This window comes from Ruminobacter sp. RM87 (genome assembly GCF_000701925.1).
GTDB lineage: Bacteria > Pseudomonadota > Gammaproteobacteria > Enterobacterales > Succinivibrionaceae > Ruminobacter > Ruminobacter amylophilus.
In genome coordinates, this window is record NZ_JNKD01000043.1 from 1 (window position 1) to 25,490 (window position 25,490).

Here is a 25,490-nt window from a genome sequence, read left to right on the forward strand (position 1 = left end):
CAGTTTAAGGTTTTGAACGGAGGAGAACGCCTCTATGCCACCGGTTCAACATATAAGGGAAAAATATTCATTCATCTACTGGCTCAGGCCTTGAGGATGATGATGTGCGTTAGCGCTGCCGGACATAAAGCGGACGGAAAGGTACTTCCAGGAGAATCATTGGAAAAGGCAATGATACAGCTTAAAAAGCTTCAGGCCACAAAGGCACCGGAAAGAGGTACTTACATAACAAAAGAGATCCCTAAAAAAACCAGAGATCTCTTCGACTTGTTCGGCATACCTTACCCAAAGAAGCAAATCAAAAATTAGAAACTATGATCTGCGGAGTTAGGGATATAACATTACAAATAAAGACAGAACCTTTATCTACTTTCCATAATGATGACTGTCAGTGGACTCAAGATAATCGATGTAAAGCTTACGACTCATAATCTCTCTGCCGTTAAGTAAATACTGAATATTCTTGCGACATATTCTTTTGGCAGCCTTTAGTGAAGACGAAGTAAAATGTCTTTCCAGTATTTCAAGCAGATCACTTCCCCTATATACATCCTCGATATTTATATTTGAGCTGATCATCTCCTGACTTACCGGAACAAAACCATGATGCATTCTGTAGAAATACCATGTATGAGGTCTGATTAATTGTTCACTGTCAGCCTCATGGTAGAAATCAACGCCTACACCAAGTTCTTCAAGCAGAGTAAGCTCAAAATTTCTGAGAGTCATCTCGACACGACGTTCATCCAGCATATTATCCAGAGCTTCAACATACGCCGAGAACACCCCCGTGCTGTCGTCTTCAATACGATACAGGAAATATACCAGTTCATTGACGTACAGAGCAGAAAACAGTGTCGGTGGCAGATATGTTATCTGCTTGCCTGCCGGACTGCAGTCAACCAGTGTCTTCAGACCGTTGTTCAAGCCTCTCAATGTTACTTTCAGAGGAGTAAACAGCTGAAGCATTGACTTTAAATTACTCTTAAGATTTCTGGCCCCTTTGGCCACAAACGAAATGCGCCCCATATCCATGCTTAACGCATCGATAATGAGAGAGCTCTCCTTATAGGGAACAGCTCTTATCACAAAGCATACAGTCTCACGACCTCGATTACTTGTATACAATTTATCTATCCGTGTTTTCCGGCTTGAGAAACCTTAAATCGCTATGGATTTATTCCATGAAATCCATATATCCAAGAGATCTCAGAGCTCTTTCATCATCAGCCCAGCCGGATTTAACCTTGACCCACATCTGCAGGAACACCTTTGATTCCAGCATGTTTTCAAGATCCTTTCTGGCTTCGGTACCGATAGTCTTCAGTTTTTCACCACCTGCACCAATAATCATTTTCTTCTGGCCTTCTCGCTCAACAAGAATGAGTGCATTGATTTTAACAGTACCGTTTGGCTGAATCTTATAATCTTCAATTTCAACAGTCACGCTGTATGGAAGTTCATCACCGGTATAACGCATCAGCTTCTCACGGATGATTTCGGCAGCCATAAAACGACTTGATCTGTCAGTTATATAATCGTCAGGGAAACAGAATTCACAGGCAGGCAGTGATTCTCTTGCCAGTTCCTTTAAAGTTTCCACATTTGTTCCCTGTTTTGCTGAAACAGGAATCACATCCTTAAAATTAAGTCTTCCTGAAAGCTTTTCCATTACAGGAAGCAGTTCATTCTTATTCTGAACGGCATCAATCTTATTTATAACAAGCACTGTCGGAATGTTAACCTGCTTGACTCTTTCAAGAACCATTTCGTCATCCTGGTTCCAGCGGGCACAGTCAACTACAAAAAAGATCAGTTCCACGTCACCAATAGAGCTTTCAGCTGCTCTGTTCATTAAACGGTTGATCGCTCTCTTTTCTTCTTTGTGTAATCCCGGAGTATCAACATAAATGGTCTGATATAAACCTTCTGTGTCTATTCCGACAATACGATGTCTGGTTGTCTGAGGTTTTCTTGAAGTAATACTTACCTTCTGTCCCAGTATCTTGTTAAGCAGCGTAGACTTACCTACATTTGGTCTGCCTACAATAGCCACAAAACCGCAATGAGTGTCTGATGAAACAACTTCATCCAAATCAAAATCAGAATTCAAAGGATTACCTCTTAGTATTTTTTGAATAAATTACCTGTAAAGCTTTTGAGGCAGCATTCTGCTCGGCTTTACGACGGCTTGTACCATATCCGATATACGCTTCATTAGGATTGTTTTCAAAAGTCAGCCTTACCGTAAAGCTCTGGTCATGATCCTCACCGCTTATCTCAGTCACTGTATAAATAGGCAAAGGCTGATGTCTTGCCTGCAGGAATTCCTGCAGCTGTGTCTTTGGATCTTTCTGATCATTTCCCGGATGAATAACCTTCAGACGTCCTTCAAACCAGGTAAGGATTAACGCTCTTATTACTTCAATGTTGCGACCACAGTCAAGATATATGGAAGCAATAATGGATTCTACAGCATCAGCCAGTACTGAATCACGACGATAACCGCCGCTTTTCAGCTCTCCTGGGCCCATAATCAGGTAATCACTTAACTTGAACTCACGGGCTATTTCCGCCAGAGTTGATTCCTTGACAAGAGTGGAGCGCATTCTGGTTAAATCACCTTCCTGCACATTCGGAAACTGTTCAAACAGTTTATCCGCAATCACGAAACCCAAAATTGAATCACCGAGAAACTCAACTCTTTCATTATGTATCAGACCGGCACTTCTATGTGTCAGAGCATTTTCCAAAAAACCAAGTTCCCTGTATTCATAACCCAGTGATTTTTCAAGTCTAAAATATCTTTCCTTAAGATCTTTTGTACTAGCCAATTTATTCCAGGCCTCCCAATCTATCGATTCTTATACCGGCATCCATGGTTCCGCTGAACCAGATGCCAACAGCCCTGCCAACAAGATTCTTATCAGGCACAAATCCCCAGAAGCGGCTGTCACGGGAATTTTCACGGTTGTCACCCATAGCGAAATAATGTCCTTCAGGTACAACCCATTCACCATATGGTCTGTTTCCCTGAACAAAAAACATTTCCGGAGGTCTGGATGTTTTATCGTGCATGATTTTATGCTCATAACCAAGAAGATTTTCGGTACCGGTCATACCATATTCACTCAGATGCTCAGGATTTCTTTTATTCCACACCTGAAGACTGTCAGGATCCTGAACATAAGTAATATGCTTATATTCAGACTCTCCGTTTGGCTTAATAAAAAGTTCACCGCCTTTAAACATGATTGCATCACCGGGAAGACCGATTATACGTTTAATATAATCAATCTCAGGCTTTTCGGGATATTTAAAAACAACAATGTCACCTCTTTTCGGAGATGAAGTATTAATCCAGACATTATTGGTTATCGGATTACGCAGACCGTATCTGAATTTTTCGACAATCACGAAATCACCGCGAAGAAGCGTAGGCATCATTGATGCGGAAGGAATTCTGAACGGTTCATAGGCAAAAGACCGAACAACCAGCACAACAAAAAGCACCGGGAAACAGCTTGCAATGGAACTAAGCAGGCCATCTGAATTCATAATAGCCTCTTTTTCCTTATGGGTTAACGGAATACTGTGAGAAATTTCCGCCTGTTTCAAAGCAATTTTACGCTTTGGTTTAAAAATAAGCAGGTCCAGGAACCAGAATACCGCCGTAAGACCTGTTGCTACATATAAAATAAGAGTAATAGTATTCACTCTTGAAACCCCTTATTCACTGCCGACCTGCAACACTGCGAGGAAGGCTTCCTGAGGAACCTGAACTTTACCCAAGGCTTTCATTCTCTTCTTACCTTCTTTCTGTTTTTCAAGAAGTTTGCGCTTTCTGGTAATATCACCGCCATAGCACTTTGCAAGAACGTCCTTGCGTAAAGCCTTAACCGTACTTCTGGCCACAATCTGACTGCCGATTGCAGCCTGAATGGCTATATCAAACATTTGGCGCGGTATCAGTTCCTTCATTTTTTCCACCAAGAGTCTGCCCTTGCTTACGGCATTGTCCTTGTGAGTAATGATTGCCAGAGCATCTACCCTTTCCTGACTGATAAGAATATCAAGTCTAACCATCTTGGCTGGCTGGAATCTCTTGAAACTGTAATCCAGAGAAGCATAACCGCGGGAAGTTGACTTTAATCTGTCGAAGAAATCAAGCACTACTTCAGCCATTGGAATCTCATAGGTTAACGCAACCTGATTTCCATGATAAACCATGTTGGTCTGAATACCGCGTTTTTCCTGACAGAGCTGCATTACATTCCCTATGTACTCATTTGGAGTAAGAATGTTACATTCAGCTATAGGTTCTCTGATTTCAGCTATGTTACTTACAGGAGGAAGAGCTGCAGGAGAGTCTATTTTGATCACCTCTCCATTGGTAAGTTCTATTTCATATACTACTGTCGGAGCAGTGGTTATAAGATCCAGATTATATTCTCTTTCCAGTCTTTCCTGAATGATTTCCATGTGAAGCATTCCGAGAAACCCGCAACGGAAACCGAAACCGAGAGCTGTTGAGTTTTCAGGCTCGAAGAAAAGAGAAGCATCATTCAGGGAAAGTTTATCCAGAGCTTCTCTGAATGCATCATAATCATCTGTTGAAATAGGGAACATGCCCGCATAAACCTGAGGCTTTACCTTCTTAAACCCCGGTAACGGCTCAAGCGCACCGTCCTTGGCATTTGTCAGGGTATCACCTACAGGCGCGCCATGAATGGTCTTAATACCGCATACTACCCAGCCGACCTCACCGCAGCAAAGTTCAGTACGATCTTCAAGCTTTGGAGTAAACACACCAAGTCTGTCAACGCCCCATGAAACTCCGGTACTCATGACCTTTATCTTGTCACCCTTCTTCAGATGCCCGTTCTTGATACGGACAAGAGAAACAACACCGAGATAATCATCAAACCATGAGTCGATAATAAGTGCCTCAAGCTTTCCGTCAGGATCTCCTTCAGGAGCCGGAATTTTCTCAACAATCTGTTCAAGAATTTCATCAACACCGACACCTGTCTTTGCAGAACATCTTACGGCATCGGAAGAATCAATACCGACGATGTCTTCAATTTCCGCTGCCACACGATCAGGATCCGCGGCTGGCAAATCAATTTTATTCAGTACAGGCAGTACTTCCAGATTAAGATCTATTGCCTGATAGCAGTTAGCCAGTGTCTGAGCTTCAACACCCTGTCCTGCATCAACAACCAGAAGAGCACCTTCACATGCTGCAAGAGAACGAGACACTTCATAGGAAAAGTCCACATGGCCGGGAGTATCAATAAAATTCAGCTCGTATACTTCTCCGTTTTTGGCCTTATAATTCAGTGTTACGGAACGTGCCTTGATGGTAATACCTCTTTCACGTTCAATATCCATGGAGTCCAGAACCTGTTCCTGCATTTCTCTTTCTGTCAATCCGCCGCAAAGCTGAATAAGGCGATCTGACAAGGTGGACTTACCATGATCAATATGAGCAATAATTGAAAAGTTTCTAATATTATTCTTTATCATTCTTCGTTAGGGAGCCTGTAATCTCTTCCAAATTAATCCGCGTCTGTCAGCTCCTGTCTTTATTGAGAAAACCGAATAAATCACAGATAATAAATCCGACAACATGTCAGAAAATCGTTTATTACTTAACGCCGGAGCTGAAATTATTATTTTATAGTTAAATCAATACAGCATTATACTCTAATTTTTTACTTTTGTTGTGTTCTTGCATTCCGGTTTAACAGGCAGCACTCCGAGCATTCTCGGATTCCAGATTGTTCTCTTCAGAATTTTGGCAAGAATCATTGACACAGAAAAACCAAAGCCCAGCCCCGCAACTGCCCCCAGCGCGGCAAATACGTCAGCCCGAGCATTTTCCGAAGTGAAACTGAAAGTCAGACCAGCACAGGCAATCATGAAGAACAACGGCACGGCATAGGAAATAAACGAACTCAGCAGAAGAGATTTTGCAGGAACCCCAACTCTGACTATCTGTCTTAACTCTGCATTACAGGTATTTTTCAAAGTAAAAACCATTGTTTTCTGTTCTGAAGAAAAAATCTCTGGAGCACAGTTATCCGTTTTTTCTGAACAGCTTCCGCAAAGGCCGTTAACTCCGTATTCGCAAACCACTGTGTTATTGCCCTCATTTTTGGAAACAACAACGGCAAGACGTTCAAGATATGCGTTTTTTGTATTTGTCATTATTTTTTGATTTCACTGTATGATTTGGCAATTTTATCTTCCGTATCCATCAGTATATCCCCCACGACCACAATCTCATATGGAGGAGCTTTGTATCTGAGAAGATTGGTCGTTCCCTGTTTAACCACAGGAAAATCACTGCCTTCAAGAGCATGTATCCGGTATACGGAAAAATCGGTTATTCCGTCTGTAAACAAAAGATGTTCAACATCTGTTTCTGATCCCGGCATTGGGTATGTTTCACTCTGAACCATTTCAAATCCGCTCGGTATATAAGCAGGTTCCCAGTTCAAACTGTTCTTATGTTCAGAATCTTTATCCGTTACGGCAACACCATCTTCTGTCGCAGTTCCTGACTGTTCAAAAGACTGAGCTGATTCCTTTAGATACGCTTCATTGATATTCTGAATAATTCTGTTCGGACTTTCAGTATATATGAAATGAGTTGCCAGGTATGATTCCATCAGAGAACCGTCAAGAGGATTAACAACATCTATCTGAAGCAGAATATTGGTTATTTCATCAACATACAGCACATAACCATACCGGTCATTCTTTTTAGGAGACAGACGAACCATAAAGACATCCCTTCCGGCAATTCTGTGTCTGCCGGTAACTACTGGAACATAATTCTTAAGAATTCTGTCTGTGGAAACAGTATTGAATCTGCCTAACAAAAAAGGGTGTTTACCGTTATTTATGATTTCCGGCTGACTTCCGGCTCTGAAATAAGCCATTATTCCCTCAGCCGAGAAATACCCCATTGGCATTCCGTTAAGATATAGCCAGTGACTGTACTGGCGACCGTCTATAACGCCATGGGAAAAAGAAACAGGCTCGGAAGCTGCCATGGTCTGTTTTACAAAATACAGTTCAAAATTAGAGCTTCTGAAAGCCTGCTGCATCTCGTTTAAACGACGTTCGGCATTCAGATTCTGGTTAAATCTGTCATCTGCCCATAAATCAGAAAAAGGCAATACCGCCAAAGACAGTACTGCCATGAATAATCTTGCTTTTTTAAATCTCACCTGTTATCTGTCCTGAACTATATTTCTTCTGGCAGAGTCGTGATCATTAAGGAGCGCTTCTATGGTGTTCATTTCTTCAAGCTTCTTAGTCTTGTATTTTTCCACCTGTTCGCTGTTCTTACTGTCAGCACTCACCAATACGTTGTTCGCTTCAACCCCGTTCATAGGCTGTTCATTAGTCCCTATATCCAATTTCAGATTCTGCTCACCGGAAACCACGGTATTGCTTACAGGTTCAATACTCATACCGGAATTGAACACGGAATCATCGTTAAAATCAGAATTGTGAACGAAAGGCATTCTCTGTACGCCGAAAACACATACACAGGCTACCGCTGCGGCTACTGCAATCCTGCCAAGAGAACTCCAGAAGTCATTGGTCATGCCGCTGCTATGCTGAGCTTCAGGCAATTCGTCATTAACCGCCTCGCCGACGACCTGCCTGTCATCATGAGGTCTGATGCTGATATACTGAGGTTCCGCATTGAGCTTTTCGGACATACGGGAACTGAATTCATCCATATTAATGCCATTAGGCAATTCATCTCTGACTGCAGCTCTCTGACGGGTATAATCCTCCCATTTGGACATACACTCTTCATCAGACATCAGCTCAAGGAGCTGTTCGTCAGATAAAGACTCTCCATCAAGATACGCAGAAAGTAATTCGAATTTGTTTTCCATAACGCTCATAAGAATACCTCAGACGTTAACTTCAGCTTTTTCAGAAAGATATTTATCAATTATTTCTCTGGCTCTGAAAATTCGGGATCTCACGGTTCCCACAGGGCAATTCATGACAACTGCAATATCTTCATAGGACATTTCTTCTATTTCCCTCAGACATATAACCTGCCTGAGATCATCAGAAAGAGAATCCAGCGCTTTCTTTATAAGACGCTTTGCGTCCTCACCTTCCATGATGTTTTCAGGATTTGCAATGTCATGCAGTCTTTCAGAACCATCATAAGATTCTATTTCAGGCATATCCACATCAACCGATTTCACTTTATTTGCGCTGCTTGTAACATAATTCATGGCTGTATTAACCGTTATTCTGTACAACCAGGTATAAAAGGCGCTTTCTCCCCTGAAATCAGCCAATGCCCTGTAGGTCTTTATGAAGGCCTCCTGGGCGATATCCTGTGCATCATCGGGATTAGATACATATCTCTGGGCTATACCAATCACCTTATACTGGTATTTTTTTACAAGCATATCGAATGCCTGCTTCTTTCCCTGCTGTACCAATCTTACAAGCTGCAGATCAGCTTCTTGTTCACTCATTTAAACAGTTATTCCTGTAACTACTCCCTATCATGCACATAATGTAAGACAGAGGTATTTCTCAAAAGTTCATATGTTGTTTACACCAATGGCAAACAACAGTATTAATTGCGTTCGGGATCCCATTTTAACATACAAATATCAGTTTTTTTAAATATTATCCCTACCTTAACTTCTAAAGATAAATCTATACTATTCGACCTTTCAGTCTTCGGGTTCCGTGCTGCTTCCGAATATATTTAATCAAACTGCCGACACATGTCCAACTGGTGTAAATCCAAAATAAATATCCTTCCATTGTGTGATAAAATATGATTCGTCAGTTAACAATACGTAATGTACATACCTTGGATTCCTGACTTTTTATCCTTTCAGCGTAATAAAGTCAGATGAACCCGGGCTGAGAGAAGATACAAATATGAGTAATAACGTGGAACATAATTGTGACGTCCTGGTTATAGGCAGCGGCGCTGCAGGTCTTTCTTTGGCACTTTGTCTGGCATCCAGAGCCAAGGTCATAGTATTATCAAAATCCGGTTTAAGCGCCGGCTCAACTAACTACGCCCAGGGCGGTATTGCCGGTGTATTCAACACTGCTGATGACAACGATTCAGTTGAAGAACATATTGAAGACACCAAAATTGCGGGAGGTGGACTCTGTGATCCTGAAGCTGTGGAATTCACTCTTCGCAACGCGCACGACAGCATAGCCTGGCTGATTGAACAGGGGGTACCGTTCGATCAGAAGGAAGAAGCGGTTTCCGATGAACAATCCCCATATCACCTTCACCGTGAAGGCGGACATTCACACCGCAGAATTTTCCATGCAGCAGACCACACAGGTCATACCATTCAGGAAACTCTGAACAACAGAGTTCTGGAACACCCTAACATCACTCTGCTTGATCATCACAATGCAATTGACCTTATTACCACAAGAAAACTCGAACTCGCAGGCAACCGCGTTGTTGGTGCTTATGTTTTCAATACTGAAACCAGCAAGGTTGAAACCGTAAAGGCGAAGTTTGTAGCACTCTGCACAGGAGGAGCTTCAAAGGTATATCAGTATACATGCAACCCTGAAGTAAGCTCCGGTGACGGCATTGCAATCGCCTGGCGCGCCGGATGTCGCGTGGCAAACATGGAATTCAATCAGTTCCACCCTACCACACTCTATAACCAGAAAGACAGAAACTTCCTTCTGACAGAAGCTCTCAGGGGAGAAGGAGCCTTATTAAAAAGACCTAACGGCACCAGATTCATGCCTGATTACGATGAAAGAGCTGAACTGGCTCCACGTGATATAGTAGCCAGAGCGATTGACCATGAAATGAAAAAGCTTGGTGTTGAATGCATGTATCTTGACATCAGCCACAAGACACCTGATTTCATCCGTAAACATTTCCCTACCATCTATGAAAGATGCCTTAAGGCAGGAATTGACATGATCAAGGAACCAATACCTATCGTTCCTGCAGCTCATTTTACCTGCGGTGGCGTAATGGTTGACCGTCGCGGCAGAACTGATATTGAATGTCTTTATGCTGTTGGAGAGGTTTCTTATACAGGTCTTCATGGAGCAAACAGACTCGCCTCAAACTCCCTGCTTGAATGCGTAGTCTATGGTCAGGCAGCTGCCAAGGACATTTTGGGAAGACTGCCTCTTGCAATCGATCCTCCTGCAATACCTGCATGGGATGAAAGCCAGGTTACCGATGCGGATGAAGAAGTTATCATCCAGCATAACTGGCATGAACTCCGTCTGACAATGTGGGACTACGTTGGCATCGTAAGAACCGATAAACGTCTGGAACGAGCAATGCACAGAATTAAACTGCTCAAGGATGAAGTAAATGAATTCTATTCAAACTTCCGAGTTTCCAGCAATCTGCTAGAATTACGCAATCTTCTTCAAGTTGCCGAACTTATTGTCCGTTGCGCCATGAAGAGAAAAGATTCGGTAGGTCTGCACTATAACGTGGATCATCCTAACAAGCCTGAAGTTTATAAACCTACTATTCTGTCACCTTACACCAATGAGTAAGAATACAGAGAAAAAGTTTTTTCCAAACAGGTAACAAGTTAAAAATTACCGGATATTAATCCGGTAATTTTTTTGTTATTTCTAATTATGGAATGGCAATCAGATATTTTCCCCAAGAGTAAGCCCCTTGCCAGAGTCACTACTGATAAACTTCAATGGCACTCCGTAAATCCCGCTCAGAAACTCCTCCGTCACATTCCTTACTTTCTCATGATGAAATCTTCCATCCTGGGAAACAGCCAGTACCTCATCATCTCCCCTTATGGAAAACAAAAAATCAGGTGAATGAGTAATTACTGCTACTCCCTTACCTTTCTCCACCGCCATTTTTTTTATAAAATTGTAATAATCCCTTTTCCTCTTTAAATCCAGACTGGCATCAACCTCATCAAGCATTATAAATTCAGAATTCTGCATTACTGCTCTAGCCAGATTAACCATTGCCAGTTCTCCGCCGCTCAGCTGGGTAATCATTCTATCAGCCAAATGACCTATACTGCATTCATCAAGTATGTTAAGAGCATCAGTATATTGGGATTTTACTGATACAAAAGGGTTCACTGAATTTACTGCCCCCATTGACACAACCTCCAGGACAGGAAGAGGCAGGGAAACATTAAAGAACTGAGGGACAAAAGCAAAAATTCTGCTAACCTCCCTTCGTGACAGTTTGAAAAAATCCCGGCCATCAGCCAAAACATGTCCATCACGCAATGGAAGAAGACCTATTACAGTTTTTAACAGGGTGGTTTTTCCGCATCCGTTACTCCCAAGAATCACGTATATTCGGCCGGAATGCATGGTAAAATCAGCCCTGACATTATTTAAAGTAAGAATGTTTTCAACAGCAATATTCATTAGAATCACGCCTCCCACTTTATATTTTTGGCCATAATCACCAAAAATAAAGGCGCACCGATAATTCCTATGAGAATACCGATGGGAATTTCCACTTCAGTAATTGTTCTTGATAAAAGATCAGCCACCAGTACAAAGTCAGCCCCCATAAGAGCACTGAAAGGTAACAATGTACGATGATCTCCACCAACCCACATTCTTGCCAGATTGGGAATAATCAGAGATACCCACCCTATTATTCCGGCTATTGCCACGGTTGTGCATGCAGCCATAGACGCAAGCAGGAGTACGAAAACAAAAAGAATTCTGGTATTAATTCCCTGAATCTCAAGAATATCTACTGGAAGAACAAGCAGATTGAGTCTGGATGCAAAAACAAACAGCATAACAATGGCAGGTATTCCAAAAATTCCCTGAAGCATCAGATCATGATACCCTAAACCATTGAGCGATCCCATGAGAAAACTGGTTACTCCCAGAAGAGTCCCCTCATCCGGCATAAAATAATGCAGGATATTAATAAATGATACAATCAGGGATGAGAGCAGAATACCAGTTAAAATCAATACAAGCTGATTGAATTTTCCTCTTCTGTTTATCAGCCAGGCAAGCATTACACAGATTACGGTAACGACTCCTCCTGAGAATAATGCTCCCACAGGAAGCCAGATACCGGTAACACCGCATATAAGTAAAAGAAGAGTTCCCATTGCAGCTCCGCTGGATGCCCCCAGTAAATCAGGAGATACCAGAGGGTTCTGAAATACAGCCTGAAAAGCAACTCCCGAGACGGAAAGCATGCATCCAATCAGAACGGCATTGAGAACTCTTGGAAGTCTGATATCCCAGAACACTTCCTGTAATTCACTGTTGTTCCACACATCAACAATGGTCAAATCACTGCCACCGAAATTCAGAGACAGAATAAATACAACGATGAAAACAATAATTAGAGAGAAATACTTGTACATTTGGTAACCGGTAAATAAACATCATACCTCTATCATATTACATATTCAGAAACAAAAAAAATGTCGCACAGTGAATATGCGACATTTTTATAAGGGAAGATGAAATTACTGATTATTCGTCTACTTCTTCAATTGCTTCAAACGGGCACTCAGCCTGACAGGCCCCGCATTCAGCACAGAGCTCAAAATCAATAACACAGGTTTCACTGTTTTCATCTTCGTGAATCGCACCGCATGGACATACCTCCACACAGCTCTGACAATCTGTACACTTTTCAGCGTCAATCTTAAACATTGTTCTTCTCCTACCAAATCAATTTATTATTATTTATTATCCAGTTCTAGCTTGTCCAAATATATTTATTTACTGTGAAAAAATCAAGTAAATATACATTTTTAGTTACAGATACAACGGAGGCACCCATTATAAACGGATGCCTCTCTTATTTCACTGTATGTATCAGTAAATCCGACTACTATTCAAATACAATATTTGACATTTCGTCAGAGCCCTTAACACCTTCAGCCAATTTAATCATCAGACGAACTTCGTTTTCTGAATCGGCGAAGTGGAGAGCATTATGATAACTGATAACACCCTGCTGATAGAGTTCAAACAGACTCTTATCGAAGGTAGTCATACCTTCATCAGGAGACTTGAGCATGATTTCCTTCAGCTTGTAAAGTTCATTTTTCTGCAGACAGTCGGAAACTGTAGGAGTATTAACCAGAATATCGAATGCAGCACGACGACCGCCGGTGGTGGTTTCAATAAGCTGCTGGGCGATAATAGCCTTCAGGTTTACTGAAAGGTCAAACAGCATCTGACGCTGATTGCTTTCAGGAACAAGGTGCATAATACGGTCAATAGCCTGGTTTGCGTTGTTAGCGTGGAGTGTTGCCAATACCAAATGACCGGTTTCTGCAAAGCTCAATGCGAATTCCATGGTTTCTCTTGAACGAATTTCACCGATCAGAATTACGTCAGGTGCCTGACGCAGTGCTGATTTAAGTGCAGCATCAAAGCTTATGGTATCTGTACCTACTTCACGCTGAGTAATCAGAGAACGCTGATGGTGGTGAACATATTCGATAGGGTCTTCGATAGTAAGAATGTGACCGTCAGAATTCATGTTACGGTGACCAATCATTGCAGCCTGAGTTGTTGACTTACCTGCACCGGTAGCACCCACGAACAGTAACAGACCACGGTCTTCCATTACCCACTTGGTGAATGATGGAGGAAGATGAAGTTCTTCGGTTGTCGGAATTCTTTCAACGATTCGACGGAATACCACACCTGGATTATTAAGCTGCCAGAAACAGCTTACACGGTAACGACCGAGTTCAGGACGATATATAGCGAAGTTTGCTTCCCTTTCGTTAACATACTGTTCCTGTAAGTCAGGACGTTCAATCAGAGTTTCCTGCACAAATTCAAGTACCTGATCATAAGTCAGCTTGCCAGGTTCAATAGGTGTAAGGTGACCGTCAAGCTTAACTGCAGGTTCAAGGTCAACTGTTAAGAAAAGGTCAGAAGCCTTGTTTTCATTCATGAACTGTAGATATCTGTCTATTTTTAAAGGTTGATTATGTGCCATTATTCTTACCTCAATTAACCAACAATGGAATTTGGATCCTTAGCCTTTGATCTTGCTTCCGCAACGCTGATGATACCTCTGGAAACAAGAGACTTAAGGTCGGCATCCAAAGTCTTCATACCATGCTGAGCACCGGTCTGAATCATGGAGTACATCTGAGCAATCTTATCTTCACGAATCAGGTTTCTGATTGAAGGAATACCAATCATAATTTCATGAGCAGCTACTCGGCCACCACCGTTCTTCTTCATCAGAGTCTGTGAAATTACGGCTCTGAGAGATTCTGACAGCATTGAACGCACCATATCCTTTTCTGCACCAGGGAACACGTCGATGATACGGTCGATGGTCTTTGCTGCGGAGTTTGTGTGCAGGGTACCGAATACAAGGTGACCGGTTTCTGCGGCAGTCAGTGCCAAACGAATGGTTTCAAGGTCTCGCAATTCACCTACCAGAATGATATCAGGGTCTTCACGGAGTGCTGAACGCAACGCATTACTGAATGACTGGGTATCACGGTGAACTTCACGCTGGTTTACCAGACAGTTCTTGTTCTGATGAACGAATTCGATAGGATCTTCGATAGTAAGAATATGGCTGTGCTGAGTTTCGTTTACATAGTCCACCATCGCAGCCAGAGTTGTTGACTTACCAGAACCTGTAGGACCGGTTACGAGAACCAGACCTCTCGGATAACTGGCGATCTTCTTAAATACGTCAGGGCAATGAAGTTCTTCAAGAGTAAGAACCTTTGAAGGAATGGTACGGAATACTACAGCCATACCGCGGTTCTGATTGAATACATTCACACGGAAACGTGCCAATCCTTTTACTTCAAAAGAGAAGTCACATTCCAGAGTCTCTTCGAACTCCTTACGCTGAAAGTCATTCATAATATCGTATACAAGGTTATGAATTGTTGACACATCTAATGGAGGCATATCTGTAACTTCAAGTGTTGCGTTATCAGTAACCTTAAGCTTACGCATGTCGCCATCAACACGAATCATTGGCGGCACACCGGCAGACAGATGTAAATCTGATGCATTATTCTTTACACCATAATGCAATAAATCTAAAATATCCATGTGAAATCTCTCTTCTGAAGACTTTGTGCTATGCAAATGCAATATAATTTAATATTAATAATCTAATTTATTAATACAATGTTAACGTCTGAGTATAAAACTATTATGAGTACAATACAAGAAAACCTTATCAATGTACAAGATTTAATTCTCAAATTTGCGAACCTGACTCACCGAAAAGCAAAAGATATTCAACTACTTGCAGTAAGCAAAACAAAACCGGTAGATCAAATAATTGAAGCTTACAATGCAGGACATAGAGCATTCGGGGAATCGTATGCCAAGGAAGCAGAGTTGAAAATCAACGAAATCAGGTCATTGGGCTACTCAGACATTGTTTGGCATTTCATTGGTCCGATACAGTCAAACAAGACCAAAATTATAGCAGAGAATTTTGATGTTGTCGAAAGTTTAGACCGCCTGAAAATTGCAAAAAGATTGAGCGAACAGAGACCGAAAGAACTTTCTCCGTTAAAAGTTCTCATTCAGGTCAACATCAGCTGCGAACCTCAAAAGTCAGGATGTAACTTTGAAGAAATAGATGAAATTGCGGAATACGTCAGATCCACTGACAACCTGAAACTTATCGGACTCATGGGAGTTGCCGAAAACACCACCGAGACTGACGAAATCACCGCACAGTTTAAAAAACTGCAGAAGAAATTCAACGAAATGAAAGCTCTGGATCAGAACATTGACGTTCTGTCTATGGGAATGACAGGAGATATGGAAGAAGCCATAGCATGCGGAAGTACTGAAATCCGCATTGGGACGGCAATTTTTGGAGCCAGGGAATATCATAATTCACCTGCTGGTGCCTAACCCCAGAAACTCCGAAAGGATGGTAATCATTTCATCATATTTATGTATAAAGAGTTATGTTATTCAACTATTTACCGATAGAACAATCTATCTAAGGAATATACAAAATGCAGCACCAGAACATTACATTTATTGGTGGCGGGAATATGGGTAAAAGTCTGATTAAGGGAATCCTTAATGCAGGTTATCCGAAGGAAAAAGTAACTGTTTCTACTCCTTTTGCAGAAGAAATTAATACCCTGAAGCAGACTTTCGGCATAAATGGTTTAACCGACAATGTGGAAGCGGTTAAAAATGCCGAAATAGTTGTTATGGCTGTTAAACCTCAAATGATGCATGATGTACTCACACAGTTTGCTTCATCAGGCATTGACTTCAGCAAAAAGCTGCTGATATCAATTATGGCCGGCGTAACCACCGGACGTATTGCTGAACTTGTTCCGGGCTTAACCCGTATTGTTCGCGTTATGCCGAACACTCCTGCCCTCATTGGCCTTGGCATGGCCGGTCTTTTCCCTGCAGCCGGCGCATCTGAAGCAGATAAAAAATTTGCAGAAGATCTTTTGGGATGCTGTGGCAAAACAGTATGGGTTGACTCAGAAGAAGGTATCGACAATATTACATCCCTTTCAGGAAGCGCTCCTGCATACTTCTTCCTTTTCCTTGAATGCATGGCGAACAAGGCAGCAGAATACGGTTTTTCAGAAAAAGACGCAAGAGCCATGCTGGAACAGGTTATTCTTGGTTCTGCACAGATGGTTATCAACAATCAGGACAAATCCATTGCCCAATTAAGAGAGGCCGTAACATCAAAGGGCGGTACTACTTACGAAGCCTTGAAGGTATTCAATGAAAGCAATCTGAATAACATTGTTTCCAGAGCTCTTGATGCCTGCAAAAAGAGAGCTGAAGAGATGTCAAAGCAGTTCTAATCCTAAATAATATAAAAAAAGCATTCGGCTTCTTTTATCTTCCGAATGCTTTTCCATATTCCTTCTGTCAGAAACTACTCTGATTTATCCACATAAACCTTTAATAAAGCAGGGACATTTCTGAAATCCTTGATTTCAATTGTTTTATGTTTACTAGTTTCACCTTTCATGATAGATACATTGCTTTTTGCGGTTTTAAACTCACCTGCAAGGAATTTGCAGACATAGGCGTTGGCTTTTCCATCAACGGGAGGCGCAGTCACCGCTACCTTTACAGTATCCCCCAGAATTCCAACAATTGAATCTCTGCTGGATTTGGGCACAACGGTAACGTTAATTATTATTCTTCCGTCTTTTACAACAAGAGGCTCCACTTACCAGCTCCTATTTTGCCAAACCTATAACGAAAAACAAAAATCTCGGCATTATCGTACTATCAATGAACTGCAGAAGTAAAAACACAACCAGAAAAGACAGTGAAATATACCCTATACTTGGAATGTATTTATCAAAAAATCCCGTAACAGGCTTTAACAGAGTCAGAAGGTAAATATTGATTCCTCTTGCTGAAGGAATCCAGCTGAGAACAGCCGTAACAATCAGCAGAATAAGCAATATTTCTATAACTGTCCATACAACAAATACAATGTTTATTGCAAACAGTACAGCAAAATCCTTTAATGAAACGGAGGAGAATCCGTCCTGAACTCCCTGCAAAGAAAATAAAGTGAAAATTATAAAGGGAATCAGAACCATGTTCAGCAGGGCAGCAACATTGATATTATCGAAACAGAGATTCCGGAACACCTTTAAAAATGGAGCTGTAACCTTATAGACAAACTGGCTTACCGGATGATAAAAATCACACCTTGCATACTGCATAAGAAAACGTAGAAAAAAAATCATTCCTGGAATATACATCAGAAATTGAACAGGAAAGTTGAACAGTAGAGTAAGCATAATTTTCCTTATAAATTTCACCTGTCATGTATGATATCACGACAGGTCTTGCGTACATTCACGAAAGCTTATTTATTTTCTGAAGACTCGGCTTCATTTTCTTTTTCAGCTGCTATACTTTCCGGCTCATCGGAAACATCACACTTAAAGCCATTTTCCCTGTCCATTTCAGCTATACTCGCACTGATGGATTCACGAAGCTGACGGGTAGCCATTTTAAGGCCTTTTCTATCAAGATTATCAACAGATACCGGAGGTAAGGCACTTACTATTACAGTACCGTTATCCCATCTGTTTAAATCTATCTTATAAGAAGAAATCGCGAAAGGAAGAATCTTTATTCCTGCCTGATTAGCAATATTCACAGCCCCATTTTTAAACGGCTGAACGCCCTTACCCTTTGATCTGTGACCTTCAGGGAAAATCCAGATCGATTTTTTCTTTCTTTTAATGATATCAACAATCTTCAGAATTTCATTACCTGCCTTTGAGGACTTGTCTCTTTCAATAAAGATATTACCTGTAAGGAAAAACAGCAGTCCGAAAATAGGAGCCCACATCAAGCTCTTCTTACCTATACAGGCTGTTCCTGGCTGAGGAATATCAGCCATTACAATAATATCCCAGTTATACTGATGATTGCCTACCAGAACAGCAGGCATGTTTTCTCTTATAGCCTTAGGATCTATTCTGCTATCTACCTTGATACCAATTGCCCATCTTCCGCATCTTAACATCTGAGTCAGGCAGTAGATATTTCCCTTATGAAACGGTCTGAATATACATACCGTCAGACCGAAAATCAGCCATAAAAGTGCAAGTATAATTAGCAAAATAACACGAAATACTAATATCATCTTTTTTTCCTGTATTTAAAAATTAAAATTCCTTTTCGGTATCCTGTGTTTTCTCAGGCTCACTCTCGACCTCTGTTTTAGACTGCACCTTCTCAATGTAACTTACTTTCTGCAGTCCTCTTGGAAGAGTAATACCTCTGCGACCTCGAGTATTCTGATACGTATCTATTTCAGATGGAGTAACCGTCAAATGACGTTTGCCAGCATATATAACAGCAGAGTCATTTGGCGTCAGTACTGTATAGTCGACTACGTACTCTTCCCTGTTCTGAGCTCTGTCTGTAGGAATGTTTATCATTCTGTTACCCTTACCTTTAGACAGTCGAGGAAGTTCACTAACCTTAAACACGAGCATTTTGCCGATATTTGACACAATGAGACATAATGAATTTTCAAGGTTGTCTATGCGCACCGGCTTGAGTACTTTTGCATTTTCGGTAAGATTGATAAAACTCTTGCCATTCATGGTATAGCTGAGCATATCAGCAAATGTGCAGACAAAACCATACCCCGCATCAGTTCCTATCAGATAATAATCGTCTTCAGCTGAACTTATTACAGTTTCCACAATTTCCCCAGCCTCAAGGCCCAATTTACTTGTCAGCGGTTCCCCCTGACCTCTGGCTGAAGGCATTGAACTGACATCAAGAGTGTAGGCCTTTCCCTTACTAGACAGAAAAACAGCCGGCATATTGGATTTGCAGAATACGGAATCCAAATATTCATCCCCCTGTTTGTATGACAGAGTTTCCGGATTTTCCAAATACCCTTTTGCTGCCCTTACCCATCCCATCTTAGACAGAACAACTGTTACAGGTTCTGCCGGAGTCAGGTCTCTCTCAGATATAACCTGAGCGACTTCTCTCTCCACTATTGGACTTCTGCGCTCGTCACCATATTCATCTGCCGTGGCTTTCAATTCCTTCTTAACCAGATTTTTGAATTTGGTTGGTGAATCCAGCAGTGCGTTAAGTTCACTCTTCTGCTTTTCAAGATCATTCTTTTCAGAAGTTAATGCCATTTCTGAAATACGGGCAATCTGACGGAGTTTGGTTTCAAGAATATATTCAGCCTGCTGATCTGAGAGTTTGAATTTTTCCATCAGTACCTGCTTAGGCTTTTCTTCTTCTCTGATGATACGAATTACTTCGTCAAGATTTAAGAAAGCTATAAACAACCCGTCAATCAGATGAAGTCTTGCATTTATCTTATCCAACTTTGTTGTTATACGGCGATTTACGGTATCGCAACGGAATTTAAGCCATTCAGTTAAAATCTGAGGAAGAGATTTCACCACCGGATTACCATCAAGTCCAAGAATATTGATGTTAATGGCATAGGTTTTTTCCAAATCCAGTTTCGGCAAGGCAAAAAGATGAGACATCATCTTATCCACATCCACCCTGTTGGACTTTGGAACCAGAACAATTCTGCAGGTATCTGATGTTTCATCACGTATATTGCTGAGCATAGGAAGCTTTTTGGCATTCATCAGTTCAGCAATTTTCAAAACAATCTCAGCCCCTCTCGTCTGATAAGGGAGTGCAGTAATGATTATTTCCCCTTTTTCAACCTTGTAAACGGCACGCATTCTGATCGTGCCTTTACCTGTTTCGTATAGCTTTTTGATTTCTGCGGGAGTGGAGATTATTTCTGCTTCAGTAGGATAGTCAGGTCCCTTTATAAACTGCATAAGATCGTCCACTGTGGCCTTAGGATTTTCCAGCATGTGGACGCATGCGTTAGCCACCTCTACTGCATTATGAGGAGGTATATTGGTGGCCATACCGACAGCTATGCCGGACGTACCATTAAGCAGAATATGAGGAAGTCTGGCAGGCAGATATTTAGGCTCCTGAATTGAGCCATCAAAATTAGGTACATATTCCGTGCAGCCGGAACCTAATTCGGACAGCAGAACTTCGGAAAATTTTGAAAGTCTTGATTCAGTATAACGCATGGCGGCAAAGGAATTCGGAGTATCCGGATGTCCCCAGTTTCCCTGTCCGTCAACCAGTGGATATCTGTATGAAAAGTCCTGAGCCATAAGAACCATCGCGCCATAACATGAAGAATCTCCGTGCGGATGGTATTTACCCATAACATCACCCACTGTTCTGGCAGATTTCATAAATTTTGATGTGGCACTGAGTCCTAAACGATTCATAGCATAAATGATACGTCTCTGAACCGGCTTTAAGCCGTCGGTTATATGAGGCAATGCACGATCCCTGATGACAGCCATGGCATAATTCAGATATGCTGATTCAGTAAAATTTTCCAGCGGGAGCAGTTCTACTCCCTCGTAACTCATTTTTTTCTCATCCATATCATATAATCCCTTTTGAACCACACTTCATTACAGGCTTTACAACAAGTCGTGTTTCCAGCCATAAAACCATTTAAACAGTCATCAGTTACTTCAGTAATTAAGGCAAAACCTCATCACACATCCTGTATGTCGCAAAGACAAAAACAATCAGACACCTTTCTATTACAATCATGGTAACGACTGTAATCTTCCATTAACCGGAATTACTTTACTGACTGAACATATACTATGAAACGGCCCATCCAATATCTTAACGGCAGTTTTCTGCATAATTATCGGTAAACTTGCATATTATACTCTAAGAAGAGCGATTATTCTCTATTAACAGATACACCTTATTACAGAACCAATCCCTTATAAATTCATAAAATTTCATTAAAAACAGAGAAAAAAAGACTATAATTAGGCACCGGATTCAATGCTAAACAGTCAGCCAGATAATGATAAAAATGAAAGCCTTAAAATTTTACTGTAGCACTATAGCTTTTTTGATTATTTTTTTCTCAAATCATAACGCTCAGGCAGAAAATGTGGAAACTGCAGGAACAAACCTTCCATTCTCTGTTTTTATTGAAGCCATTCTTGAAGCACCGGAATATGACGAACGAACCGACTACACCAAGCTTAAAACCACAAAAATACCTTATTCACAATTTATATTCCATGGGGATTCAGTGGATAAGGTTGTAGTGAAAAAGTCAAAATATCGCCTTTTTTTGTATCGTAAAGGCAAAATCATAAAAACCTATTTTATTGCTTTAGGAGAAAATCCTAAAGGACACAAACACTTTGAAGGAGACAAGAAAACTCCCGAGGGTACGTATATTCTTGACTACGTGAATCAAAACTCAAGATTTCATAAATCATTCCATATTTCATATCCCAATAAAAATGATATCCAGTATGCAAAATCATTCGGTAAAAAACCTGGCGGAATGATAATGGTTCACGGTCAGCCATACATTAAAGACAATCCTACTCCTGGGCTCCAGGCATCAAACTGGACAAACGGATGTATCGCATTGCTCAATGATGACATGGATGAATTTCTTGAACTGGTCTCCCCTGGAACAGTCATCGAAATACAGCCATAGAATAACTGTTAGCATGTCATAAGCATAACAGCCATAAATTCAACCACGGCTTCGTGAAAAACAAAGCCGTTTTAAATTTTTCTATACCAGCATTTCAGCATAACCTTCAGGATTCCACTTTAGACAGGCAAATTTCTGCTCATCATCGGTATTGTTGATTTTCAGAAGAACTACGGCAAAAACATGCTCAATTTCGTTTTCATTCTCCGCAGGTCTGGCAATGTATACCTCAGCGTAATTATACGCTTCTAGTTCATCATTCAAAATATCCTCAAGAGTATCATCCATATCGCTCCAACTGTACATTGGAGGTCTGATAATTCCCTGATATATTGAGTCATTCTCAACTGCCTGATTAAATTCATTGATATCCTTTTCAGTAATATTGCCATTTTCCAGATCAATCTGAATGGACTCCTGAATAATATTAAAAGCCTCAGACACAAGTCTATCAACCGTAACGTCATCTAATTCATATACTTCATTGTTTTCCATACAAAACCTTAATTTAAAAGGGCTATCCTTTTCATTGACAACTAAAAAAAGAGGGGGCGGTATAACTCTGATGTCCAGCAGGTATACCGATCATCCAAACTCATTCAATATCGAGCATTAGTCGAAATAATGACTATATTGTGATAAAATTGTACGTTATCCACGGACAAATAAATTATTAACTATATAAATTTGAAAAACAACTGCAGATTGAGGTCTGTTACATGATAACAAGCCAAAATGCATAGTCTTTTGGCTGTGTATAATAAAAATTTAACTCAAAAGGCTTACACGGATAAAATAAAATGCAAAAGAAAGTAATCAATTTCCTGTTAATCGTTATACTGTCTTCATATTTTCTTTTTTTCTCACATATCCTTGTTCTCGACGGACCGACATCAGCTATCAGTTTTGGCAATTCAAACAACCTCATCACTCTAGCATTTGTTTCCGGAATCATTGCTTTAGGATTTTGGAGTGTCTCTGCCAGGAAGGAAATTACCATCAATTCATCATATAAAACACTGTCATTAATCAGTATTTTATTTATAATTCCTGCTGTCTATCATTTTATAACAAATAGCAATGACACGTTCGCCCCTGTCATTGGAGCCTTATTTTTCTCTCTTACATTCTTCGCTTTTTATCAGCTATATAAAATTGTCGAACTGAAAAAATTACTTCTTATACTGATACCTGTAGGTGCCATCATTGAAATGCTGCTTACGCATTTTAATGCAGATATATGCGATTCAGTCTCCATAGTTGCAAATCATCAGACAAGCATAATTTGGGGAATCACCGCACTTCTGTTCATTACAGCCTCTGACTACGAAACTCCAAAATTAAAGAACCTTAGCACCATTCTTTCAGTTTTTCTGGCCGCACTTGTTATTCTTGAACTCGCAATCTGCAAATCATTAGTTATTATATGCACCACTGTTATTGTTACTCTAATATCAGGAATCTGTGCGTTAAAAAGCAAAAATAATACATTTGCGGGTTTTATCCTTCTGCTTACCACCCTATTGTCAGGCTTCATAGCATTTTCAACATATGATCTCTATGGATCATACAACCTTTCCTCATACTCCACGGATATTTACGCAAAAGTTATCCGTCCAAACCTTCTTATCGGAACCGGTTATGAAACTGCCAATAGTACTATTCTGCACTACATTGTGAATAATGACGTCGACGTACCATTTGAAAACGATATAAGCTCAATGACAAGAATTGTCATCGAAGCCGGCATCATAGGAGTCTTGGGCATTATCTCAGCATTTCTTTTTCTGTATCACGTTTATTTCAAATACTCAAAGAAAAATGCTTATACAATCAGTAATTTCTGTACCATAGTTCCAATAATAGTACTTAATACTCAAACGAACATATTTGATAATTCTTTTATCATTCTGTTTCTTCTGGCTTCCTACTGTTGGGCATTTGATTCTAATTACGAAGAAAGAACAATGTTCTATCAGACAAAATCAAATTTCCTCGTTGGTCAGCTGGCAATAATTATCCCCTCACTCAGCATAACATTTGTCACAACAGGTATAATCTCACTTCCATATATTAATAAAGATATCAACAATTCTGAGATCACTAATGAGCACAGAACTCTGCTTTTGTTCAATCATATGGTTAGACAGACAGAATATACAGAATTCAACATGGTTAAAACGGCTGAAAACGTTTATGACCTGAGAATTCCTGCCTTATTTCAGGAAAGTATTGAGAACCTCAGAGATAGAGAACGTTACAGTATCACCCCTGAACTTTATGGTATATTATCAAAATTGGAGAAAATTTATTCAACAAATCCTAATTTAACAGATGAAAACAGATCTGAATTGTTGGAACAAAGTAAACTCCACAGTAAAATTCAAACATTTTTAGAACACAAATAAAAAGAAGTACTCATGACTGAAGACAACAAATCCATTAAGGAACAGACCGGATATCATATTACCGATGTAACTGAAAGTGCCAAATTGCCTACACCTTTTGGTATTTTCAACATAATTGCATTTAAAGATGAACAGAACAAGGAACACGCAGCTGTATATATGGGAGATATAACAACTGACGCCCCTGTATTGGCACGTATTCACTCAGAATGCCTTACAGGTGACACCATGTTCAGTTTAAAATGCGACTGTGGTTTTCAGCTGGAAGCCGCAATGAAACAGATCGCAAAAGAAAAAAGAGGTGTTCTGTTATACGTTAGACAGGAAGGACGAGGTATCGGACTGTTCAATAAAATAAAAGCCTATCATTTACAGGATAATGGGATGGATACTGTAGATGCCAATCTTCATTTAGGCTTCCCCGCTGATGCAAGGCACTACGAAATTTGTGCAGAAATGTTTAACTATCTGAAAGTTAAGTCAATTAAACTAATGACTAATAATCCACTTAAAGTTGCCGAAATGAAGAAATACAACATTAACGTTGTTGAACGCGTGGCAATAGAAGTAGGACGCAATAAATATAATGAAAACTATTTGGATACTAAAGAAGATCGTATGGGGCACTGGCTGACTCACGGCAATCATTAAATATAAAACCAGCTCATAGATCGTATGCGTGTAAGCAAATAGGGTTATTTAAAATTGAAGCTCACTGTGCTACTACCACAGTGAGTTTTTGATATTGTAAAGGTTTAGTCCTCGGAAGCTGTTTCAGCCTTACGCAGGTCTTCCAGATTATTTGACCTGCAGTCTGCGGGAACCTTGTCTGACCACGGCAGAAGATGACTCATGTTGCTGAGTACGTTCTTTGGTCTTACCGAACTGATTTCCGTAAGAAACCATTCAAGATATTTGTACGGAGCCAGACCGTTGGCTATCGCTGTCTGGATGATGGTGTAGTATCCGGCACTGACATCGGCTCCGTTCTCCGT

27 protein-coding genes are annotated in these 25,490 nt (G+C 40.6%); 7 read left to right on the top strand and 20 right to left on the bottom strand.

The window, feature by feature from the left end; genetic code table 11:
* Window positions 1-309, top strand: a 309-nt coding sequence (locus T489_RS15225; protein ID WP_031579655.1) for a hypothetical protein, incomplete at its 5' end; no start/stop codon positions are given.
* A gap of 57 nt (window positions 310-366) precedes the next feature.
* Here T489_RS15225 and recO read toward each other — a convergent pair.
* The 9 genes from recO to rpoE all read right to left on the bottom strand — a co-directional run bounded on the left by recO (window position 367) and on the right by rpoE (window position 8,528).
* Complete coding sequence (gene recO / locus T489_RS0108670) at window positions 367-1,128, bottom strand: DNA repair protein RecO (protein ID WP_177178474.1); 762 nt, start codon at window positions 1,126-1,128, stop codon at window positions 367-369.
* A 49-nt stretch (window positions 1,129-1,177) separates the two neighbouring features.
* On the bottom strand, window positions 1,178-2,113 hold the full coding sequence (gene era / locus T489_RS0108675; protein WP_232218301.1) for a GTPase Era: 936 nt from the start codon (window positions 2,111-2,113) through the stop codon (window positions 1,178-1,180).
* A gap of 4 nt (window positions 2,114-2,117) precedes the next feature.
* Window positions 2,118-2,834: a ribonuclease III gene (rnc, locus tag T489_RS0108680; RefSeq protein ID WP_051621930.1), complete on the bottom strand. Its 717-nt coding sequence runs from the start codon at window positions 2,832-2,834 to the stop codon at window positions 2,118-2,120.
* A 1-nt stretch (window position 2,835) separates the two neighbouring features.
* Entirely contained in the window at window positions 2,836-3,717 is an 882-nt protein-coding gene (lepB, locus tag T489_RS0108685) for a signal peptidase I (RefSeq protein WP_031579659.1), read from the bottom strand.
* Window positions 3,718-3,729: 12 nt separating this feature from the next.
* Complete coding sequence (gene lepA / locus T489_RS0108690) at window positions 3,730-5,529, bottom strand: translation elongation factor 4 (protein ID WP_031579660.1); 1,800 nt, start codon at window positions 5,527-5,529, stop codon at window positions 3,730-3,732.
* Window positions 5,530-5,709: 180 nt separating this feature from the next.
* The gene (locus tag T489_RS0108695; protein ID WP_031579661.1) at window positions 5,710-6,213 is read right to left on the bottom strand and encodes a SoxR reducing system RseC family protein; all 504 of its coding nucleotides are present in this window, start codon (window positions 6,211-6,213) and stop codon (window positions 5,710-5,712) included.
* Window positions 6,213-7,241: a MucB/RseB C-terminal domain-containing protein gene (locus T489_RS0108700; RefSeq protein WP_157608163.1), complete on the bottom strand. Its 1,029-nt coding sequence runs from the start codon at window positions 7,239-7,241 to the stop codon at window positions 6,213-6,215. Before T489_RS0108700 ends, T489_RS0108695 begins: the two co-directional genes overlap by 1 nt.
* A 3-nt stretch (window positions 7,242-7,244) precedes the next feature.
* Complete coding sequence (locus T489_RS0108705; protein ID WP_031579664.1) at window positions 7,245-7,934, bottom strand: RseA family anti-sigma factor; 690 nt, start codon at window positions 7,932-7,934, stop codon at window positions 7,245-7,247.
* Between the two features lie 9 nt (window positions 7,935-7,943).
* Window positions 7,944-8,528, bottom strand: coding sequence for an RNA polymerase sigma factor RpoE (rpoE, locus tag T489_RS0108710; protein WP_031579665.1), 585 nt, complete (start codon window positions 8,526-8,528; stop codon window positions 7,944-7,946).
* Window positions 8,529-8,946: 418 nt separating this feature from the next.
* On the opposite strand from rpoE, the gene nadB reads away from it, so the two are divergent.
* Window positions 8,947-10,572, top strand: coding sequence for an L-aspartate oxidase (nadB, locus tag T489_RS0108715; RefSeq protein WP_031579666.1), 1,626 nt, complete (start codon window positions 8,947-8,949; stop codon window positions 10,570-10,572).
* Window positions 10,573-10,671: 99 nt separating this feature from the next.
* Here the strand turns inward: nadB and T489_RS0108720 are convergent, their stop codons facing one another.
* From T489_RS0108720 to T489_RS0108740, 5 genes are all read right to left on the bottom strand, one after another.
* Entirely contained in the window at window positions 10,672-11,430 is a 759-nt protein-coding gene (locus T489_RS0108720; RefSeq protein ID WP_051621932.1) for an ABC transporter ATP-binding protein, read from the bottom strand.
* A 5-nt stretch (window positions 11,431-11,435) separates the two neighbouring features.
* Entirely contained in the window at window positions 11,436-12,401 is a 966-nt protein-coding gene (locus T489_RS0108725; RefSeq protein WP_051621934.1) for a FecCD family ABC transporter permease, read from the bottom strand.
* A gap of 112 nt (window positions 12,402-12,513) precedes the next feature.
* Window positions 12,514-12,696 (bottom strand): 4Fe-4S binding protein, encoded by a 183-nt coding sequence (locus T489_RS0108730; RefSeq protein ID WP_031579669.1) that lies wholly within the window; start codon window positions 12,694-12,696, stop codon window positions 12,514-12,516.
* Between the two features lie 181 nt (window positions 12,697-12,877).
* Entirely contained in the window at window positions 12,878-14,002 is a 1,125-nt protein-coding gene (locus T489_RS0108735) for a PilT/PilU family type 4a pilus ATPase (protein ID WP_051621936.1), read from the bottom strand.
* Window positions 14,003-14,016: 14 nt separating this feature from the next.
* Window positions 14,017-15,090: a type IV pilus twitching motility protein PilT gene (locus tag T489_RS0108740; RefSeq protein ID WP_031579671.1), complete on the bottom strand. Its 1,074-nt coding sequence runs from the start codon at window positions 15,088-15,090 to the stop codon at window positions 14,017-14,019.
* Window positions 15,091-15,195: 105 nt separating this feature from the next.
* Here T489_RS0108740 and T489_RS0108745 point away from each other — a divergent pair, with 105 nt between their 5' ends.
* Together T489_RS0108745 and proC are read left to right on the top strand one after the other, a co-directional pair.
* Window positions 15,196-15,912, top strand: coding sequence for a YggS family pyridoxal phosphate-dependent enzyme (locus T489_RS0108745; RefSeq protein WP_031579673.1), 717 nt, complete (start codon window positions 15,196-15,198; stop codon window positions 15,910-15,912).
* A 107-nt stretch (window positions 15,913-16,019) separates the two neighbouring features.
* On the top strand, window positions 16,020-16,844 hold the full coding sequence (gene proC / locus T489_RS0108750; RefSeq protein ID WP_031579674.1) for a pyrroline-5-carboxylate reductase: 825 nt from the start codon (window positions 16,020-16,022) through the stop codon (window positions 16,842-16,844).
* A gap of 74 nt (window positions 16,845-16,918) precedes the next feature.
* Here proC and T489_RS0108755 read toward each other — a convergent pair whose 3' ends face one another.
* From T489_RS0108755 to parC, 4 genes are all read right to left on the bottom strand, one after another.
* Entirely contained in the window at window positions 16,919-17,218 is a 300-nt protein-coding gene (locus tag T489_RS0108755) for a DUF167 domain-containing protein (protein WP_031579675.1), read from the bottom strand.
* A gap of 10 nt (window positions 17,219-17,228) precedes the next feature.
* Window positions 17,229-17,804: a YggT family protein gene (locus T489_RS14375; RefSeq protein WP_051621937.1), complete on the bottom strand. Its 576-nt coding sequence runs from the start codon at window positions 17,802-17,804 to the stop codon at window positions 17,229-17,231.
* Window positions 17,805-17,872: 68 nt separating this feature from the next.
* Window positions 17,873-18,661 carry a 1-acylglycerol-3-phosphate O-acyltransferase gene (locus T489_RS0108765; RefSeq protein ID WP_051621939.1) on the bottom strand — a complete coding sequence of 263 codons (789 nt, stop codon included), beginning with the start codon at window positions 18,659-18,661 and terminating at the stop codon, window positions 17,873-17,875.
* A 22-nt stretch (window positions 18,662-18,683) separates the two neighbouring features.
* Window positions 18,684-20,990, bottom strand: a complete 2,307-nt coding sequence (gene parC, locus T489_RS0108770) for a DNA topoisomerase IV subunit A (protein ID WP_031579678.1) — start codon at window positions 20,988-20,990, stop codon at window positions 18,684-18,686.
* 533 nt (window positions 20,991-21,523) lie between these two features.
* Between parC and T489_RS0108775 the strand changes: the two genes are divergently transcribed.
* On the top strand, window positions 21,524-22,087 hold the full coding sequence (locus T489_RS0108775; RefSeq protein WP_232218302.1) for a L,D-transpeptidase family protein: 564 nt from the start codon (window positions 21,524-21,526) through the stop codon (window positions 22,085-22,087).
* Between the two features lie 81 nt (window positions 22,088-22,168).
* On the opposite strand, the gene T489_RS0108780 is transcribed toward T489_RS0108775, so the two are convergent.
* A complete protein-coding gene (locus T489_RS0108780) occupies window positions 22,169-22,582 on the bottom strand; it encodes a DUF440 family protein (RefSeq protein WP_031579681.1) in 414 nt (137 codons plus the stop codon).
* Window positions 22,583-23,298: 716 nt separating this feature from the next.
* Between T489_RS0108780 and T489_RS0108785 the strand changes: the two genes are divergently transcribed.
* The gene (locus T489_RS0108785; RefSeq protein WP_157608166.1) at window positions 23,299-24,495 is read left to right on the top strand and encodes a hypothetical protein; all 1,197 of its coding nucleotides are present in this window, start codon (window positions 23,299-23,301) and stop codon (window positions 24,493-24,495) included.
* A 12-nt stretch (window positions 24,496-24,507) separates the two neighbouring features.
* Window positions 24,508-25,146 (top strand): GTP cyclohydrolase II, encoded by a 639-nt coding sequence (ribA, locus tag T489_RS0108790; RefSeq protein WP_084155480.1) that lies wholly within the window; start codon window positions 24,508-24,510, stop codon window positions 25,144-25,146.
* Between the two features lie 104 nt (window positions 25,147-25,250).
* Here ribA and T489_RS13680 read toward each other — a convergent pair.
* On the bottom strand, window positions 25,251-25,490 hold a 240-nt coding region (locus T489_RS13680; protein ID WP_051621941.1), incomplete at its 5' end, for a transposase domain-containing protein.